The sequence below is a fragment of the Klebsiella ornithinolytica NBRC 105727 = ATCC 31898 genome (genome assembly GCF_001598295.1).
GTDB lineage: Bacteria > Pseudomonadota > Gammaproteobacteria > Enterobacterales > Enterobacteriaceae > Klebsiella > Klebsiella ornithinolytica.
Window position 1 is genome coordinate 48,470 of sequence record NZ_BCYR01000015.1, and the last position, 17,647, is coordinate 66,116.

Sequence of the window (17,647 nt, forward strand, 5' to 3'; positions counted from 1 at the left end):
GGGGTCAAAAGATTTTTGAGAATTTATCGATGTTGCTGGCATCGTAAACGAACGGCTGCGCCATCGCGCCGTTGCCGTTGGCATCCAGCTGGACTTTACCCAGCTTGCCCATACTGGCTTCGGTTTTACTCGCCGTCCCTTTTACCAGATCGTCGGCCAGATAAGTGGCGGCGTAGCCCAGATCAATAGGGTTCCAGATAGCGAAGCTTTTGCTGGCGCCGGATTTAATCGCCCCGGCCATTTCAGACGGCAGCCCGAGCCCGGTCACGTAGACCTTGCCAATCTTGCCCTGATCCTTGACCGCCTGCGCGGCGGCGACGATCCCGACCGAAGAAGGCGAGACGATCACTTTCAGCTCGGGATATGACTTCAGCAGGCCCACCGCTTCGCGGTAGCTCTTATCCGACAGATCGTCGCCGTAGGCCACGGTGACCAGATTGACGGAAGGGTACTTCGGCAGCACCTTTTTCATCTCCTCGATCCAGATATTCTGGTTGGTCGAGGTCGGGGTGGCGCTTAACACGGCCACATCGCCTTTATCGACATTCAGCGCTTTTAATGCCTCGGCGGCGAGCCGGACGTTGGTTTCGCCAATCAGGGCATTATTGGAGGGGTTGAGATGGATTTGCCGACCCGCTGGCGCCACGCCGGAATCCCAGGAGACCACTTTGATACCGCGCTGCATGGCTTTTTTCAGCACCGGGACGACGGCATCAGGATCGTTGGCGGAGATGGCGATCGCATCCACGCCCTGGGCGATCAATCCGTTAAGGACTTCGATCTGCGCTTCTGCCGTGGTGGTGGTCGGGCCGGTATAAATGACTTTAACATCGCCTAACTCTTTGGCCGCTTGCTGGGCGCCGACGTTCGCAGCTTCGAAGAACCCATTTCCCAACGATTTTGCCACGAGGGCGATTTTCACTTCCGCTGAAGCAGAACCGGACAACGCCATAATGGCAACGGTGAGGATCAAGCTTGTCTTTGTTTTCATTGCTTTTACTCCACATGATTGAGTTAGATTCCCGTTGTCATTCACATTACAGATGCGTTGGCTTGTATGACCCGTCCATCCGTGGACTCCGCCCCCTTCCTGCAGTGCGACATACTCGGGGAATGATTTGCAGGTGACAGAGTTCGCCCCGTCTCGGTGAGCGGGGCGCGATGTTGTTATTGATACAGGTCTAACGCGGACTGCATGGGCTGCACCGCAAAGCGTTTGCCCAGGGCGATGAGCTCTTCGCGGGTGATGGTCTGTTTCATGCCCCCCATCGAATAGACTTTCACCAGCACTTCGGCCGACTTCTCGGCGGTATCGATGAGACCGAAGGTTTCGTCCAGCGTCGGGCCGCTGCCGAAGACGCCGTGGAACGGCCACAGCACCAGCGAATGTTTGCGCATTTCCAGCGCGGTGGCCTGGCCAATTTCATCGGTGCCCGGCACCATCCACGGCAGAATGCCGACCCCGTCCGGGAAGACCACCAGACATTCGGTGCTGCCTTCCCACAGTTTGCGGGTGAACAGATCGCTGTTGTTCTCCAGTACATAGGTCAGGGCAATCAGGTTGGTGGCGTGGCAGTGCATGATCACGCGGTCTTTGCCGTTGGTTAGCCTGATGCGCTCGCTGTGGGAGAGAAAATGCGCCGGTAATTCAGAGGTCGGCACCGCATCGTCCGTCAGTCCCCATAGCACGTGGTATCCCGCCCCATCGCTGTCTACCTTCACCACGCCGAGATTGGCCGCAGGATCGAGCTGGACGTTGCGGAAAAATTTGCCGGAACCGGTGACGATAAATGGCTGGTTCGCCAGCGTGGGCATCGGCTGACTGAGGGCGATGTAGCGCGGCTTAGCGTGAAAATCGGCCGCGAACGGTTCGATATCCGCGTCGTCGAGGCGCAGCGTCAGGTTACCGCCGTTACGTTCGTCCCAGCCCTTCAGCCAGGCATCGGAAGTGGCTTTAATCATGCCCTGAACGAACCAGGCGTTGATGATGTTCTGCATAGTCTTGTATTCCTGTTGCTGCGATGCGGGGGGAGCCCCGCACCATAAAGAAGATTGACCCTACGGGCTGCGGTTGTGGCATCAGCCGCCGTCCGGCAATGATGATTAGCCGCGTTGGCTTAGTACCGCTTTTTCATAAGCGCGTACGCTATCCAGCCACTGGCTGCCCGCCGGGGTATCGTGGCGCTGGCAATACATCTCCCAGGCGGCCTGCCATGGCAGGCATTTCTGCTCTTCCAGCAGGGCCAGACGGGCGGTGTAGTCACCGTCAGCTTCCAGCTGGCGCAGCTGTTCCGTCGGTTCCAGCAGGGCGCGCAGCAGCGCTTTCTTCATGTTGCGGGTACCAATCACCCACGCCGCGATGCGGTTAATCGAGGCGTCGAAGAAATCGAGACCGATGTGCACGCGGTCGAACAGGTTGTGGCGGATGATTTCGCTGGCGATAGCCTGGGTTTCGTCATCCAGCAGCACGACGTGGTCGCTGTCCCAGCGCACCGGGCGGCTGACGTGCAGCAGCAGTCGCGGGATGTACAGCATGGCGGCGGAAATTTTGTCAGAGATGACTTCCGTCGGGTGGAAGTGGCCGGCATCGAGGCACAGCGCGGTCTGGCGGCTGGTGGCGTATCCCATATAGAACTCGTTGGAGCCGACGGTATAGCTTTCTGCGCCGATACCGAACAGTTTGCTCTCTACGGCATCGATGTGATGCGCCGGGTCGAGTTTTTCGCTGATGACCTCATCCAGCGCATTGAGCAGACGCTGGCGCGGGGCAAAACGGTCAACGGTAATATCTTTCATGCCGTCCGGGATCCAGATATTCATCACCGACGGGGTGCCCAGCTGCTCGCCGAACCAGGCAGAGATACGGCGGCTGGCTTTGCAGTGATCGATCCAGAACTGGCGGATTTCGTCGTTGGCGTGCGACAGGGTAAAGCCATCGGCGCTCAGCGGGTGGGAGAAACAGGAGGGGTTAAAATCCAGCCCCAGCTTATTGGTTTTGGCCCACTCAACCCAGTTGCGGAAGTGTTGTGGCTTGATTTCATTGCGCGCCACCGGCGTATCTGATTCCAGATAGAGCGCGTGCAGATTCAGGCGTTTCGGCCCCGGAATCAGGCTCAGCGCCTGCTCAAGGTCGGCGCGCAGCTCGCCGGCGTTACGAGCTTTGCCCGGATAGTTCCCCGTGGCCTGAATCCCGCCCGTTAAGTTCCCTTCCGGGTTTTCGAAGCCGGCGACGTCATCGCCCTGCCAGCAGTGCATCGAAACGGGTAGTCGGTCCAGTTGACGCAGGGCCTCCTCGACATCCACGCCAACGGCAGCGTAGCGCTGTTTAGCAATATCCCAGGCTTGTTCAAGTTGAGTGGTCATGCGCAAAGCTCCTTAGTCTGTTGTGGCTGAAACTGCGCCACGAAACGGGCAATTTCATGTTCAGGATTGGGGGTAAACGTGGTAAGCGCGGCGTTGCGACATACCACCTGACGGAAATCGTCGACGTTATTCAGTTCGTCCAGGGTCATCAGCTGGATGCCGATATTGCCCAGCGTGGAGGCCTCTACGGGCCCAGCGACCACCGTGATACCGCAGGCGTCGGCACACAGCTGATTGAGCAGCTCGTTCTGGCAGCCGCCGCCGACAATATGCAGCTGGCTGAACGGCTGGCCGCGGAGTTGGGCCAGTTCACGAAGTACGCGGGCATAGAGCAGGGCCAGACTGTCGAAAATACAGCGCGCCAGTTCGGCGTCATCGCCGGGAACCGGCTGCCCGGACTCGCGACAGGCGGACTGAATTTCGGCGCTCATATTGGCCGGATTGATAAAACGATCGTCGTTGCAGTCAATGACGAAACGGCAGGCCGGAAGACGAGCGGTACGGGCGATGAGCGCCGACAGGTCACTGATGTTTTGTTCTTTCAGCACCCGCTGCAGCAGCCACAGTCCCATGATATTTTTCAGCACCCGGTAGCGCCCTTCGGCGCCACCTTCATTGGTGATATTCGCCTGCAGCGCGTCGCTACCGGTGTAGGGGGTTTTGCTTTCAAAGCCCATCAGCGACCAGGTGCCGGAAGAGAGATACGCGGCGTTTTTGCTGGCCAGCGGCGAGGCGATGACCGCGCTGGCGGTATCGTGACTGGCGACGGCCACCACCGGAATGGCGTTGCCCTGCGGGCATAACCAGTGACCGATTACGTTACCGGGATGCGTTGGCGTGCCGAACCATTCGCGCGGCGCTCCGCTCCAGTTCAACAGCTCTTCATCCCAGCTATCGCTGTTTATATTGATCAACTGGGTGGTGGTGGCGTTGGTGTATTCCCAGTTCAGATGGCCGGTGAGGCGAAAGCTGAAGTAGTCAGGGATCAGCAGCGCATGTGAAACCTGGCTGACCAGCTCCGGCTGCTGCTCAACCAGCGCGCGGAGCTGATATAGGGTATTGAAGGGCATAAACTGAATGCCGCTACGGCGGTAGATCTCGGCGCGGCCTATTTGCTCTTCGGCATGGTGCATCAGGCCATGGGTTCGTGGGTCACGATAGGAGACCGGCAGACCCACGCGTTCGCCGTGCTTATCCAGCAGGACATAATCCACGCCCCAGGTATCAATACCGATACTGTCGATGAGGATACCCTGCTCGCAGACCTTCACCAGCCCGCGGCGAATTTCGCCTTCCAGACGGTCGACATCCCAGCAGTCGTAGCCATCCACCTTTTGCAGGCTATTGGTAAAGCGGTGTATTTCGCGCAGCGTTAGCGTACGCGGGCCGCATTCATAGCTGGCAAGCATCACCCGCCCGCTGGAGGCGCCTAAATCAACGGCTACACAATGACGAAAGCTCATGGGGAGATCCTTGTAAAAATCATTGTCAGCAGTCTAAAAAAGTCGTGAATCGCGCACCTTCTTGCCACTGACAGGGAAAACAGGCGGCTGGCAAGAAAGCAAAGATGACCGTGAGGGAGGTCACAGATTCTCTTCATGAGCATCAGGGAAGAGGATGTGATGTTGTCCGCAGTTCCCGATCTTTCCGGCTGTTTCTTGAAAAAGCGGCAGGTTTTACGAATTTTGCGGTCAAAAATTGAAGGCTGGATTGCGGACCCTTAATTACTATTTGTGACACTGATTGATAACATTTCTCATTTCGAGGGTGCCGTTATGACCATTTTGCACAGCGTGGATTTCTTTAAGTCCGGGACTTCTGCTGTGGCCATTGAGCCACGCCTCCCTCAGGCGGCGTTCCCGGAACATCATCACGATTTCCATGAAATCGTCATCGTTGAGCACGGCACGGGGATTCATGTGTTCAACGGTCAGCCCTATACCATCAGCGGCGGTTCGGTGTGCTTTATTCGCGATCACGATCGTCATCTCTATGAACATACGGACAATTTATGCCTGACTAACGTGCTCTATCGCGCGCCGGATGCCTTTCGCTTTCTGAATGGCGTCAATCAGCTGTTACCGCAGGAGCAAGAGGGGAATTACCTCTCTCACTGGCGGGTGAACCAGGCCGTGCTACAGCAGGTACGACAGATCGTCGGACAGATGGAAGACGTCGGCCTCGAACCGGATATGCATACGCTCGCCGGACGGGAGATTCTCTTTATGCAGCTGCTTGTCCTGCTGCGTAAAAGCAGCCTCGCGGAAGGGGCGGCCGACAACGAAGCGCGGCTGAATCATCTGATGGCCTGGCTGGAAGATCACTTTGCCGAGGATGTCTGTTGGGAAGAGGTGGCGGATAAGTTTTCCCTGTCGCTGAGGACATTGCATCGCCAGCTGAAGCAACAGACCGGCCTGACGCCGCAGCGCTACCTCAATCGGGTGCGACTGATGAAGGCGCGTCACCTGCTACGCCATAGCGATGAGAGCATCACGGATATCGCCTATCGTTGCGGTTTCGGCGACAGTAACCACTTTTCGACGCTTTTTCGCCGCGAGTTTTCCTGGTCGCCGCGCGATATCCGTCAGGGACGGGACGCCATTCTTCAGTAACGCGAGAGCAGTCAACGTTTTAGCGAGCAAAAACGCGAATAATAAACCGTTATTGGCGGTGGAGTTCTGGTAGTGGCTGGTCAGCTGATTCTGCGCAAAGATGAGTTTTTTGCCTCTCCTTCTCAGGCGGTAGCGGTTGCCGACCGTTATCCGCAAAATGTCTTCGCCGAGCATACCCACGAGTTCTGCGAACTGGTACTGGTATGGCGGGGAAATGGCCTGCATGTCCTTAACGATCGCCCATGGCGCATTACCCGTGGCGACCTGTTTTATATTCGCGCCGAAGACAAACACTCCTACGCCTCGGTGAATGATTTAGTCCTGCAAAACGTCATCTATTGCCCGGATCGTCTGCGGCTTAACTTTGACTGGGCGGCCCATATTCCCGGTCTGTTTGGGACGTCGTGGATGCCGCACTGGCGGATCGGCAGTTCTGGTATGGCTCAGGTTCGCCAGGTGATTACTCAGCTGGAGCAGGAGAGCGCCCGCGGCGATGCGCAGTCTAATAACATGGCCGAGCTGCTGTTTGCGCAGCTGGCGTTGATTCTTCATCGCCACCGCTATGCGACCGATAACCGGGCGGCGACCCAAAGCGAAACGCTCCTCGATAAGCTGCTGACCGAACTGGCCGGCAGCCTGAACCGACCTTTTATTCTTGAGCTGTTTTGTGAGCGGGAGGGGTGCGGCGAGCGTGCGCTGCGTCAGCAGTTTCGCCAGCAGACCGGGATGACGATCAACCATTACCTGCGTCAGCTGCGTATCTGCCACGCGCAGTATTTATTGCAGCACACCGAGCGGTTGATTGGTGACATTGCGATGCAGTGCGGATTTGAAGACAGTAACTACTTTTCCGTCGTCTTTAATCGCGAAATTGGCATGACCCCAGGGCAGTGGCGGCAACGCAGTCGCGTTGCCGCATAGGGTATTAGCTGGCCATGCCGAGGCCAACGATATTGGCGGCGATGATAATCACCACGCAGCCCAGACTTAACACGCTGACCGGACGACGCCCGGCATTGTTCCACTCTTTCAGCACCAGCCCGACCAGCCCGCCGCACAGCACATAGAAGCTCATATGCAGCATCCAGCTCATGTAGTCATACTGCGCGGGAATGCTGGCGTGGCCCCAGGCATAGAAGAAAAACTGGAGATACCACATCAGACCGCCCAGCGCCGACAGCAGCACGTTGGCGATAATCAGCGGTTTTGCCAGCGAGAAGTCGGCTTTGATCGACAGGTTTTTGACTTTAGCCAGACGAATAAAGCAGAAGCCAAGGTTGACCAGCGCGCCGCCGCCCATAATCACCACATAGCTGGGCAGCGCGGTATACAGCGGGTCAACTCCCAGCGCTGCCGCGGCATCATGCATTGGCCTGGCGGCGTTCATCGCAAAGGACATCCCGGCAGAGAAAATGCCGCACATCACCGCCAGCATGAGCCCTTTTTTCAGATTGAAGTCTTCGGCTTTAATGCCCATCTTGCGCTCTTTCAACTGGCCGGCCCGGGTGACTATCGCCACGCCGATCACCGCAACCAGCACGCCGAGCAGCGTCATCTGGCCACCCTGGGTATGAAGGAGCACATCGATCTGCCCGTTGATAATTGGAGTCATCAGCGTGCCGACAATCAGGGTAATCCCGATGGCGATACCGATCCCCATCGACATACCGAGGTAGCGCATGGTCAGGCCGTAGTTAATATTGCCGATCCCCCACATGGCGCCAAACAGAAACACCGGCAGGAGCGTGGAGGCGTTGAAGGAACGGTAATAGGCCCAGAAATCAGGCAGCAGCATCGCGCTGATAGCCCAGGGAAGAATCAGCCAGGAGACAATCCCGCCGATTGACCACATGGTTTCCCATGACCACTGTTTAACTTGTTTGAACGGGGCATAGAAACAGGCTGCACTGGCCGCACCTATCAAATGCCAAAAAATACCCATCGTAATCGCGTGATTCATTGATTTTATCCTCATCTATTTTTTTATCGGATAAATCTTCTTCCGACACGATGAGTGTAAAAATCGGTCAGTTTTCTCGCCTTCAGGCTGTTGCCATGTGACGCTGAACTCTGGCAACCAACAACTTAATTACTTGTTCCAGCTCACAAAATTGCAGGTATACCCTGTGGTTATAACCTTATTAAAAATACGGCATTGATAAGCGTTTTCAATATCATTTAATTAACTATAATGAACCAACTGCTTACTCGGCATTAACACTTCCTGCCGCTTGACAATAATGGAGATGATTATGAGTTATACACTGCCAGCCCTGCCGTACGCTTATGACGCCCTGGAACCGCACTTTGATAAGCAGACGATGGAAATCCATCACACTAAACATCACCAGGCCTACGTTAACAACGCCAACGCTGCGCTGGAGAGCCTGCCGGAATTTGCTGACCTGTCTGCTGAAGAACTGATCGCCAAACTGGATCAGCTGCCGGCTGACAAAAAAACCGTACTGCGTAACAACGCGGGCGGCCACGCTAACCACAGCCTGTTCTGGAAAGGCCTGAAAACCGGTACCACCCTGCAGGGCGACCTGAAAGCCGCTATCGAACGTGATTTCGGTTCCGTTGATAACTTCAAAGCGGAGTTTGAAAAAGCGGCTGCGACTCGTTTCGGTTCTGGCTGGGCATGGCTGGTGCTGAAGGGCGACAAACTGGCCGTGGTTTCTACCGCTAACCAGGACTCCCCGCTGATGGGCGAAGCTATCTCCGGCGCTTCCGGCTTCCCGATTCTGGGCCTGGACGTTTGGGAACACGCTTACTACCTGAAATTCCAGAACCGTCGTCCGGACTACATCAAAGAGTTCTGGAACGTGGTTAACTGGGACGAAGCAGCAGCGCGTTTTGCCGCCAAAAAATAAGGTTGCATTGTGCTGAACGAGAAGCGAGTCTGATGACTCGCTTTTTTTATATCCGCAGCAAAGGAGCAGCGATGCACTATCCGGTGAATGTCTTTGTGGGCAAGGTAAGGGATTACGACGGCAGCCGTCCAAGCGCCATCGGTAAAATTCAGGTCGACGGTGAACTGACCCTCGGCGAACTGGGGCTGGAGGGCGATGAACAGGCGGAGACGAAAATACATGGCGGGCCGGACCGCGCGCTGTGCCACTATCCCCGTGAACACTACGCCCATTGGGCTCTTGAACTTCCGCAGCAGGCGGATCTTTTCTGCGCCCCGGCGTTTGGCGAGAATCTCTCGACCGAAGGGCTGACCGAAAAAGAGGTCTGTATCGGCGACATCTTTCGCTGGGGAGAGGCGCTGATTCAGGTGACGCAGCCGCGTTCACCGTGCTTCAAGCTTAACTATCATTTTGCTGTCAGCGATATGGCGCAGCTTATGCAGAACAGCGGTAAAACCGGCTGGCTGTATCGGGTCGTGGCGGGCGGGCAGGTATCCGGCGATGCGCCGCTGGAGCTGGTTTCCCGACTAAGCGATGTGAGCGTCCATGAGGCGGGGGCCATTGCCTGGCATATGCCGTTCGATGACGAACAATACCGTCGTCTGCTCTCGGCGGCGGGGCTGTCGGTGAGCTGGAGCCGTACCATGCAGAAACGGCGCCTGAGCGGGCAGATAGAAGACAATTCGCGGAGATTGTGGGGAAAATAATTCGCCGATAACGCCGCAGGCGCTGGCTGCGAACGATCCCTGAGGCGGCGCGCTGCGCCTGTCCGGGCTACCCGTCTGCGGACGGTTGTGGTAGCCCGGCTAAGCGCAGCGTAAGCCGGAGAAGAGCGATCAGGTGCGCTTATACAGCGGCAGCCAGATGGTCAGCCGCAAACCGCCTAACGGGCTGTCATCGGCTTTGACCCAGCCGCGATGCTGCTGAATCGCCGCCTCGACAATCGCCAGCCCCAGACCGGTGCCGCCGGACTCGCGATCGCGTGCCTCGTCGGTACGGTAGAACGGACGGAAAATCTGCTCGCGATCCTCCGGACTGACGCCCGGACCATCATCATCGACGTTGACCGTGATGCCGTCTTTATCCACCGAAAAACTGACCGAAATTTTGGTGTGCGAGTAGCGCAGCGCGTTACGGACGATATTTTCCAGCGCGCTTTCCAGCGCATTAGGATTGCCGTACAGCGGCCAGGGACCCGGCGGATACTCGACGGTGAAGGATTTTCCAACCTGCTCGGCTTCAAACGCCGCGTTATCCAGCACTTCGCCCCACAGCTGATTAGCCTTCACCGTTTCACTGACCAGCGCGTTATTCGCCTGATTGCGCGACATCACCAGCAGGTCGTTAATCATGCTGTCCAGCCGGTGGGCTTCGGTCTCAATACGTTCAAGCTCTTTGCTCTCGCCGCTGCGACGGCGCAGTAAGGCCGTACCCAGCTGCAGGCGCGTGAGCGGCGTACGCAGCTCGTGGGAAATATCGGACAGCAGGCGCTGCTGACCGGTCATCATGCGTTCCAGCGCCGTGACCATCTGGTTAAAACTGGCCCCGGCGGCTAAAAACTCCTGCGGGCCGGCTTCCAGTTCCGGATGTTGACGCAGGTTGCCCTGGGCGACCTCATCGGCGGCGTTTTTCAACTTGCGGGCCGGTTTGGCCAGACTCCAGGCCAGCCACAGCAGCAGCGGCGAACTGACCAGCATCGTGACGATAAGCAGGAGCAGCGGGCGGTCGAACAGCAGGTTGATAAAGTCTGACTGGGATGTGCTGGCAGGGCGGATCAGATAGAGCTGGTAATTATCTTCCCCATCCCTGACGGAAAACGGCCCGACCATTTCCAGACGGCCGTAGCGTTTTTTCTGCGGATGATCGGCATTATCGGCCTGGCCGATAAAGTTACGAATGATCTGCATTTCGTTGCGTTCTGCACCGATCACGCGGCCTTCGCTGGTGACCAGCAATAAACGCTGTCCCGGCGGAGCCCACTTATCGATAGCGCGAAACAGCCGACGCCACCACATCAGGTCATTGGGGGGATCGGTCGCCAGTTCGGCCTCGACGTGCTGTTCAATCATGGTGCCCTGACGCTGTTCGCTCTCCAGCAGTTCGGTCATCTGGCGCGAGTCCAGCTTGGGCAACATCAGAACCAGCATCAACACCAGCGCCAGCGTGAGCCAGAAAATAGCGAAGATGCGTGCGGTTAAACTTCCTATCATGAAGCCGAAACCATCAGGTAGCCGCGTCCGCGCAGGGTTTTAAACCACGGATGGCCGTCTTTGCGTTCCGGCAGCTTACGACGCAGATTGGAAATATGCATGTCGATGGCGCGATCGAACGGCGTCAGGCGTTTTCCCAATACTTCCTGGCTCAGATGTTCACGAGAAACAACCTGGCCAAGATGCTGTGCCAGCAGGTAGAGCAGGGTGAACTCCGTGCCGGTCAGTTCCAGGGTCTGACCATCGAAATTGGCTTCCTGGCGGCCGGGGTTGAGGCTCAAGGCGTCAACTTCCAGCGTCGGGGAACCGACTTCGGTAGTTTGCTGCTGCTCACTCCAGTGAGAACGGCGCAGAATCGCGCGTATACGCGCCACCAGCTCACGATCGTTGAAGGGCTTAGGCAAGTAATCATCCGCGCCCAGCTCGAGGCCGAGAACGCGATCCAGCTCGCTGCCGCGGGCAGTTAGCATGATAACCGGGGTCTGGTGTGTCTGACGTAACTCTTTAAGCGTATCGATACCGTTTTTCTTCGGCATCATCACATCAAGCAAAAGTAAATCGATGCTGTCGTCCAGAAGGGCCAGCGCCTGTTCCCCGTCATGGGCCACGAGCACGTTAAATCCTTCCATATCGAGCAGCTCTTTTAACAGGGAGGTGAGCTCCCGGTCATCATCAACTAACAGGATTTTATTCATTGTTTAAATACCTCCGAGGCAGAAATTACGTCATCAAGGCTCGCTAATCCATGACTTTACGTTGTTTTACACCCCCTGACGCATGTTTGCAGCCCGAATCGTAGACTGTATCTCGTTGAATCGCTACACAGACACAAACGTATTGGGAGTATGTGATGCGCAATGTTATTGCTGCCGTCATGGCCTCAACGCTGGCGCTAAGTGCATATAGCCAAGCCGCTGAAGTCGTTACCAGCGTTAACTGGCTCCCCGGAGATGACGGGGCGCAGCGCACCAGCCAGAGTCATATGTTTGACGGCATAAGTTTAACCGAACAGCAACGCCAGCAGTTACGAGATCTTATGCAACGGGCACGCCATGACAGGCAACCCATTAATGTTAGCGAAATGGAGACAATGCATCGTCTTGTCACCGCAGAAAATTTTGATGAAAACGCTGTGCGCGCTCAGGCTAATAAAATGGCGCAGGAACAGGTTACTCGCCAGATTGAAATGGCGAAGGTTCGCAACCAGATGTACCACCTGTTAACGCCGGAGCAGCAAGCGGTTCTTAATGCGAAACACCAGCAACGAATGGATCAGTTGCGCGAGGTAGCAAGGATGCAAAAAGGTTCAGCAACCATGCTGTCGAGTAGTAGCAATACCGTGCAACCCCAGTAGTAGACCCTGTTTTCCTTGCCATAGACACCATCCCTGTCTTCCCCCACATGATGTGGGGGTTTTTTTTTGCCTGTCATTCGGCGAAACGACTCCCGCCTTGCTCCTCGTTGCGACAACAGTTCAGGTTATACTAAGCGCATCGCCGAAGAGGAGCATGTATGAATCAATCTTATGGGCGGCTGGTGAGCCGTGCGGCTATTGCGGCGACGGTGATGGCGTCCGCGTTACTTTTGATCAAGATTTTTGCGTGGTGGTACACCGGGTCTGTGAGTATTCTGGCTGCGCTTGTGGACTCGCTGGTGGATATTGCCGCCTCGTTAACGAATCTGCTGGTCGTGCGCTATTCGCTCCAGCCGGCAGATGAGGAACATACTTTTGGTCACGGTAAGGCAGAATCGCTGGCCGCGCTGGCACAAAGTATGTTTATCTCCGGGTCGGCTCTGTTTCTGTTTTTGACCGGTATTCAGCACCTGGCGCGTCCGGAACCGATGCAGGCGGCGGGTGTCGGTATTGCCGTGACGCTGATCGCGCTGGTCAGCACGCTGGTGCTGGTAACGTTCCAGCGTTGGGTGGTCAGAAAAACGCAAAGTCAGGCGGTGCGAGCAGATATGCTTCATTATCAGTCTGATGTTATGATGAACGGCGCAATTCTGGTGGCGCTGGGCCTCTCCTGGTATGGTTGGCATCGTGCCGACGCGCTGTTTGCTCTCGGGATTGGCATCTATATTTTATATAGCGCTCTGCGTATGGGTTATGACGCCATTCAGTCGTTGTTAGACCGCGCGCTTCCTGACGAGGAACGTCAGGAAATTATCAATATCGTGACCGAATGGCCAGGCGTCAGCGGGGCACACGATCTACGGACGCGGCAGTCAGGGCCGACTCGCTTTATTCAAATACATTTGGAAATGGAAGATAACCTCCCGCTGGTTCAGGCACACGTGATTGCCGATCAGGTGGAGCAGGCAATTCTGCACCGTTTCCCGGGTTCTGATGTCATTATCCATCAGGATCCCTGTTCTGTGGTGCCGCTGGCGCGGCAGGGCGTTTTTTGAGCTTTGGGTTATAGTCTGTAAACTCGATGTAAAAGTGTGGGGCAGATCGGCATTTTTTGTATAAATTACCGCCATTTGGTCTGACCTGAATCAATTCAGCCAGAAGCGTTTGATATACTATTGCAATTATCGTCGTGCACTCCTGGTGAAGGAGCGCTTCAGGCAACAGGATTATTTTTTGCTTCCTAAGTTCAGAGGTAGTCATGATTAAGAAAATCGGTGTATTGACAAGTGGCGGTGATGCTCCGGGCATGAACGCAGCAATTCGCGGCGTTGTGCGCGCAGCATTAACGGAAGGTCTGGAAGTTTTTGGAATCTATGACGGTTACCTCGGCCTGTATGAAGATCGCATGGTTCAGCTCGACCGCTACAGTGTTTCCGACATGATCAACCGTGGTGGCACTTTCCTCGGGTCAGCACGCTTCCCCGAGTTCCGCGAAGAACATATTCGTGCCGTTGCGCTCGAGAATATGAAAAAGCGTGGCCTGGATGCGCTGGTCGTTATCGGCGGTGATGGTTCTTACATGGGGGCGATGCGTCTGACTGAAATGGGCTTCCCGTGCATCGGCCTGCCAGGCACCATCGATAACGATATCAAAGGCACTGACTACACTATCGGTTTCTTTACCGCGCTGAGCACCGTAGTGGAAGCCATTGACCGCCTGCGCGATACCTCTTCTTCCCACCAGCGTATTTCGGTTGTTGAAGTGATGGGGCGTTACTGCGGCGATCTGACTCTGGCTGCGGCGATTGCCGGCGGGTGTGAGTTCATCATGGTGCCGGAAGTGGAATACACGCGTGACGATCTGGTCGCTGAAATCAAAGCCGGCATCGCCAAAGGTAAGAAACACGCCATCGTGGCCATTACCGAACATATGTGCGACGTGGACGAGCTGGCGCACTACATTGAGAAAGAAACCGGCCGTGAAACCCGGGCGACCGTTCTGGGCCACATTCAGCGCGGCGGTTCCCCGGTTCCTTATGACCGTATTCTGGCATCCCGCATGGGCGCCTACGCGATTGAACTGCTGCAGCAGGGATTCGGTGGCCGCTGCGTCGGTATTCAGAACGAGAAGCTGGTGCACCACGACATCATCGACGCTATCGAGAACATGAAGCGTCCGTTCAAAAATGACTGGCTGGATTGCGCGAAGAAACTGTACTAATTCTGGCGTGAAACAAACGAAAAGGCCTTCTCAGAGAGAAGGCCTTTTTAATTAGTGGGCAGGCTATTCGATATCCAGTGCATCCTCGGACAGGATGATCCCGGTATTATCGGCATACAGATGGTCACCGGAGAAGAAGGTCACGCCGCCGAAATTGACGCGTACGTCGCTTTCGCCGATACCTTCGCCAGCAGCCCCCACGGGAATGGCGGCCAGCGCCTGGATGCCAATATCCAGATCTTCAAGGTCGTCAACCTGACGCACCGCGCCATAGACGACAATCCCTTCCCACTCATTTTGTACGGCAAGACGCGCCAGGTCAGCGTCAATCAACGCACGTCGGACGGAACCCCCGCCATCGATCAGCAAGATGTGACCACGGCCGTTCTGTTCGAGCATATCGTATAGCAACCCGTTATCCTCGAAACATTTCACCGTGATGATTTGTCCACCAAACGACGACCGCCCCCCAAAGTTGGAGAACAGAGGTTCCACTACGTTGACATCCTCCTGGTAGATGTCACAAAGCTCGGAAGTATCGTATTTCATAGGCTTAACGTTCAGTTGCTGCGAGAGATTTTAGTATATCTCGCGAATCGTATTGTTGGCAAAATCATCAATTGTTAATTGATATTTGTCAGTTAACCCACCAGCTTGCTGCAAATAATCCCAATGACAAACAGCAGGTTGGTCAGCAGCGCTGCTTTCACCGTGCGTTCCAGCATCGGGCGCATCGCCACCGGCTCGCGCTCGCGCATCACAAATCGCGCCTGCTTCACCAGCAGTGGCGTGGCGAGCAGGAACAGCCAACCCCATGGGCTATGCAGAGAAACCAGGGTAAACAGCGCCAGGCACAGCGGCGCACCGATGAGCAGGCAAGCGTGATAGCGGCGAGCGTTGAGCGGCCCCAGACGTACTGCCAGCGTGTTTTTGCCGTTCTCTCTGTCGCTGTCGATATCGCGCAGATTATTGATATTCAGCACCGCGGCGGCTAACAGACCACAGGCGGTAGCGGGGAGGAAAATGGTTGCTTCAATCGTGTGGGCCTGGAGATACCAGCTTCCTGCGACGCTAAGCCAGCCAAAGAAGACCAGCACCGAGATATCGCCAAGGCCGATGTAGCCATAGGGCCGGGTGCCGACGGTGTAGGTGATCGCGGCGATAATCGCTAAACTCCCCAGCACCATGAAACCAATAAAATCGGCCATCGTCTGCCAGGCGCAGAACAACAGCGCCAGCCCGGAGAGGCAAATCAGCACCACGGTAACGATCAGCGCGCGTTTCATCTGCGGCTGGGTAATGGCCCCTTTTTGCATGCCGCGTAGCGGACCGATACGGTCGGGTTTATCGCTGCCCTTAACGGCATCGCCATAATCGTTCGCCAGGTTGGATAAGATTTGCAGCAGGCCGGCGGTGATCAGCGCCAGCAGCGCCACCCAGGGATCGAAGTACCCCTGATGCCACGCGAGCGTCGTACCGACAACAATGGCGGAAAAGGCCAGCGGTAGCGTTTTTGGCCGCAGGCTTTCCAGCCAGGCCTGGGTTCGGTTTATCGGTTGTTCAGTCATAATTCCTGGCCAAAAAAATGGGGCTATATATAGCCCCATCGATTGTGATGAAAATACATTGAACCGGATTATAGGATAAAACGGCTCAGATCTTCATCCGCCACCAGCACATCCAGATGCTTACCAACATACTCGGCATCAATAATGATGCTCTGACCACCCATTTCGCTGGCGTCAAAGGAGATGTCTTCAATCAAACGCTCCAGCACGGTGTGCAGACGACGAGCGCCGATGTTTTCGGTGGTTTCGTTAACCTGCCATGCCGCCTGCGCAATGCGCTTGATGCCGTCTTCCGTAAACTCGATGTTGACGCCTTCGGTCGCCATCAACGCTTTATACTGAACGGTGATGGAGGCGTTCGGCTCGGTCAGGATGCGCTCGAAATCTTCCGTCGTCAGCGCTTTCAGCTCGACGCGAATCGGCAGACGACCCTGTAGTTCAGGGATCAGGTCAGACGGACTGGCCACCTGGAATGCGCCAGAGGCGATAAACAGAATGTGGTCAGTTTTCACCATGCCGTGTTTGGTCGACACCGTGCAGCCTTCGACCAACGGCAGCAGGTCGCGCTGCACGCCTTCGCGAGAGACATCCGGGCCGGAGCTGTTGCCGCCGCGCTTACAGATTTTGTCGATCTCATCGATAAATACGATACCGTGTTGTTCTACGGCGTCGATGGCATCCTGTTTGAGCTCTTCCGGGTTGACCAGCTTCGCCGCTTCTTCTTCAATCAGCAGCTTCATTGCGTCTTTGATTTTCAGCTTGCGCGGTTTTTGCTTCTGGCCGCCCAGGTTCTGGAACATCGACTGCAGCTGGCTGGTCATCTCTTCCATGCCCGGAGGGGACATGATTTCCACACCCATCGGTGCAGCGGCAAGATCGATCTCGATTTCTTTATCGTCGAGCTGACCTTCGCGCAGTTTTTTGCGGAATGCCTGACGGGCGGCAGACGGTTCCTGAGGCTGTTCCGCCTGGCCCCAGTTGTTTTTTGCCGGCGGGATCAGCACATCAAGAATGCGCTCTTCCGCCAGCTCTTCCGCGCGATAGCGGTTTTTATCGATCGACTGCATGCGGACCATTTTGATCGCCGCATCGGTCAGGTCGCGGATAATCGAATCCACTTCTTTCCCGACATAGCCCACTTCGGTGAATTTTGTGGCTTCAACTTTGATGAACGGCGCGTTGGCCAGTTTCGCCAGACGACGGGCAATTTCCGTTTTACCCACACCGGTCGGACCGATCATCAGAATGTTTTTCGGCGTGACTTCGTGACGCAGCTCTTCGTTCAGCTGCATACGGCGCCAGCGGTTACGCAGCGCGATAGCGACAGAACGCTTCGCCGCGTCCTGGCCGATAATATGTTTGTCGAGTTCGCTGACAATTTCGCGTGGGGTCATTTCAGACATGGGA

17 protein-coding genes are annotated in these 17,647 nt (G+C 56.0%); 7 read left to right on the forward strand and 10 right to left on the reverse strand.

Annotation, left to right across the window (positions count from 1 at the left end; genetic code table 11):
• Positions 1-4 precede the first annotated feature (4 nt).
• The 4 genes from rhaS (ROR01S_RS22275) to rhaB all read right to left on the reverse strand — a co-directional run bounded on the left by rhaS (ROR01S_RS22275) (position 5) and on the right by rhaB (position 4,826).
• Positions 5-991 carry a rhamnose ABC transporter substrate-binding protein gene (gene rhaS, locus ROR01S_RS22275; protein WP_004869349.1) on the reverse strand — a complete coding sequence of 329 codons (987 nt, stop codon included), beginning with the start codon at positions 989-991 and terminating at the stop codon, positions 5-7.
• A 176-nt stretch (positions 992-1,167) separates the two neighbouring features.
• On the reverse strand, positions 1,168-1,998 hold the full coding sequence (gene rhaD / locus ROR01S_RS22280) for a rhamnulose-1-phosphate aldolase (protein ID WP_064359887.1): 831 nt from the start codon (positions 1,996-1,998) through the stop codon (positions 1,168-1,170).
• 105 nt (positions 1,999-2,103) lie between these two features.
• Entirely contained in the window at positions 2,104-3,363 is a 1,260-nt protein-coding gene (rhaA, locus tag ROR01S_RS22285) for an L-rhamnose isomerase (protein WP_004869351.1), read from the reverse strand.
• Positions 3,360-4,826 (reverse strand): rhamnulokinase, encoded by a 1,467-nt coding sequence (gene rhaB, locus ROR01S_RS22290; protein ID WP_064359888.1) that lies wholly within the window; start codon positions 4,824-4,826, stop codon positions 3,360-3,362. The genes rhaA and rhaB overlap by 4 nt, the downstream gene beginning before the upstream one ends.
• A gap of 312 nt (positions 4,827-5,138) precedes the next feature.
• Here rhaB and rhaS (ROR01S_RS22295) point away from each other — a divergent pair, with 312 nt between their 5' ends.
• On the forward strand, positions 5,139-5,975 hold the full coding sequence (gene rhaS, locus ROR01S_RS22295) for an HTH-type transcriptional activator RhaS (protein ID WP_004869353.1): 837 nt from the start codon (positions 5,139-5,141) through the stop codon (positions 5,973-5,975).
• A 72-nt stretch (positions 5,976-6,047) separates the two neighbouring features.
• The gene (gene rhaR / locus ROR01S_RS22300) at positions 6,048-6,896 is read left to right on the forward strand and encodes an HTH-type transcriptional activator RhaR (protein ID WP_004869355.1); all 849 of its coding nucleotides are present in this window, start codon (positions 6,048-6,050) and stop codon (positions 6,894-6,896) included.
• A 4-nt stretch (positions 6,897-6,900) separates the two neighbouring features.
• On the opposite strand, the gene rhaT is transcribed toward rhaR, so the two are convergent.
• Entirely contained in the window at positions 6,901-7,935 is a 1,035-nt protein-coding gene (rhaT, locus tag ROR01S_RS22305) for an L-rhamnose/proton symporter RhaT (RefSeq protein ID WP_004869358.1), read from the reverse strand.
• 292 nt (positions 7,936-8,227) lie between these two features.
• On the opposite strand from rhaT, the gene sodA reads away from it, so the two are divergent.
• Both sodA and yiiM read left to right on the forward strand, forming a co-directional pair.
• On the forward strand, positions 8,228-8,848 hold the full coding sequence (gene sodA, locus ROR01S_RS22310) for a superoxide dismutase [Mn] (RefSeq protein ID WP_004869361.1): 621 nt from the start codon (positions 8,228-8,230) through the stop codon (positions 8,846-8,848).
• 71 nt (positions 8,849-8,919) lie between these two features.
• Complete coding sequence (gene yiiM / locus ROR01S_RS22315) at positions 8,920-9,594, forward strand: 6-hydroxyaminopurine reductase (protein WP_064359889.1); 675 nt, start codon at positions 8,920-8,922, stop codon at positions 9,592-9,594.
• Positions 9,595-9,723: 129 nt separating this feature from the next.
• On the opposite strand, the gene cpxA is transcribed toward yiiM, so the two are convergent.
• Positions 9,724-11,097 carry an envelope stress sensor histidine kinase CpxA gene (cpxA, locus tag ROR01S_RS22320; protein WP_004869367.1) on the reverse strand — a complete coding sequence of 458 codons (1,374 nt, stop codon included), beginning with the start codon at positions 11,095-11,097 and terminating at the stop codon, positions 9,724-9,726.
• A complete protein-coding gene (gene cpxR / locus ROR01S_RS22325; protein WP_004869370.1) occupies positions 11,094-11,792 on the reverse strand; it encodes an envelope stress response regulator transcription factor CpxR in 699 nt (232 codons plus the stop codon). The genes cpxA and cpxR overlap by 4 nt, the downstream gene beginning before the upstream one ends.
• 155 nt (positions 11,793-11,947) lie before the next feature.
• Here cpxR and cpxP point away from each other — a divergent pair, with 155 nt between their 5' ends.
• From cpxP to pfkA, 3 genes are all read left to right on the forward strand, one after another.
• Positions 11,948-12,451 carry a cell-envelope stress modulator CpxP gene (cpxP, locus tag ROR01S_RS22330; RefSeq protein WP_004869373.1) on the forward strand — a complete coding sequence of 168 codons (504 nt, stop codon included), beginning with the start codon at positions 11,948-11,950 and terminating at the stop codon, positions 12,449-12,451.
• Between the two features lie 158 nt (positions 12,452-12,609).
• Complete coding sequence (gene fieF / locus ROR01S_RS22335; RefSeq protein WP_004869375.1) at positions 12,610-13,506, forward strand: CDF family cation-efflux transporter FieF; 897 nt, start codon at positions 12,610-12,612, stop codon at positions 13,504-13,506.
• Between the two features lie 203 nt (positions 13,507-13,709).
• On the forward strand, positions 13,710-14,672 hold the full coding sequence (gene pfkA / locus ROR01S_RS22340) for a 6-phosphofructokinase (protein ID WP_004869378.1): 963 nt from the start codon (positions 13,710-13,712) through the stop codon (positions 14,670-14,672).
• A 63-nt stretch (positions 14,673-14,735) separates the two neighbouring features.
• On the opposite strand, the gene rraA is transcribed toward pfkA, so the two are convergent.
• The 3 genes from rraA to hslU form a co-directional block, all read right to left on the reverse strand.
• Positions 14,736-15,221, reverse strand: coding sequence for a ribonuclease E activity regulator RraA (rraA, locus tag ROR01S_RS22345; RefSeq protein ID WP_004869382.1), 486 nt, complete (start codon positions 15,219-15,221; stop codon positions 14,736-14,738).
• Between the two features lie 92 nt (positions 15,222-15,313).
• Entirely contained in the window at positions 15,314-16,240 is a 927-nt protein-coding gene (gene menA / locus ROR01S_RS22350; RefSeq protein WP_064359890.1) for a 1,4-dihydroxy-2-naphthoate polyprenyltransferase, read from the reverse strand.
• 68 nt (positions 16,241-16,308) lie between these two features.
• Entirely contained in the window at positions 16,309-17,643 is a 1,335-nt protein-coding gene (hslU, locus tag ROR01S_RS22355; RefSeq protein ID WP_004869389.1) for an ATP-dependent protease ATPase subunit HslU, read from the reverse strand.
• Between the last annotated feature and the right edge of the window lie 4 nt (positions 17,644-17,647).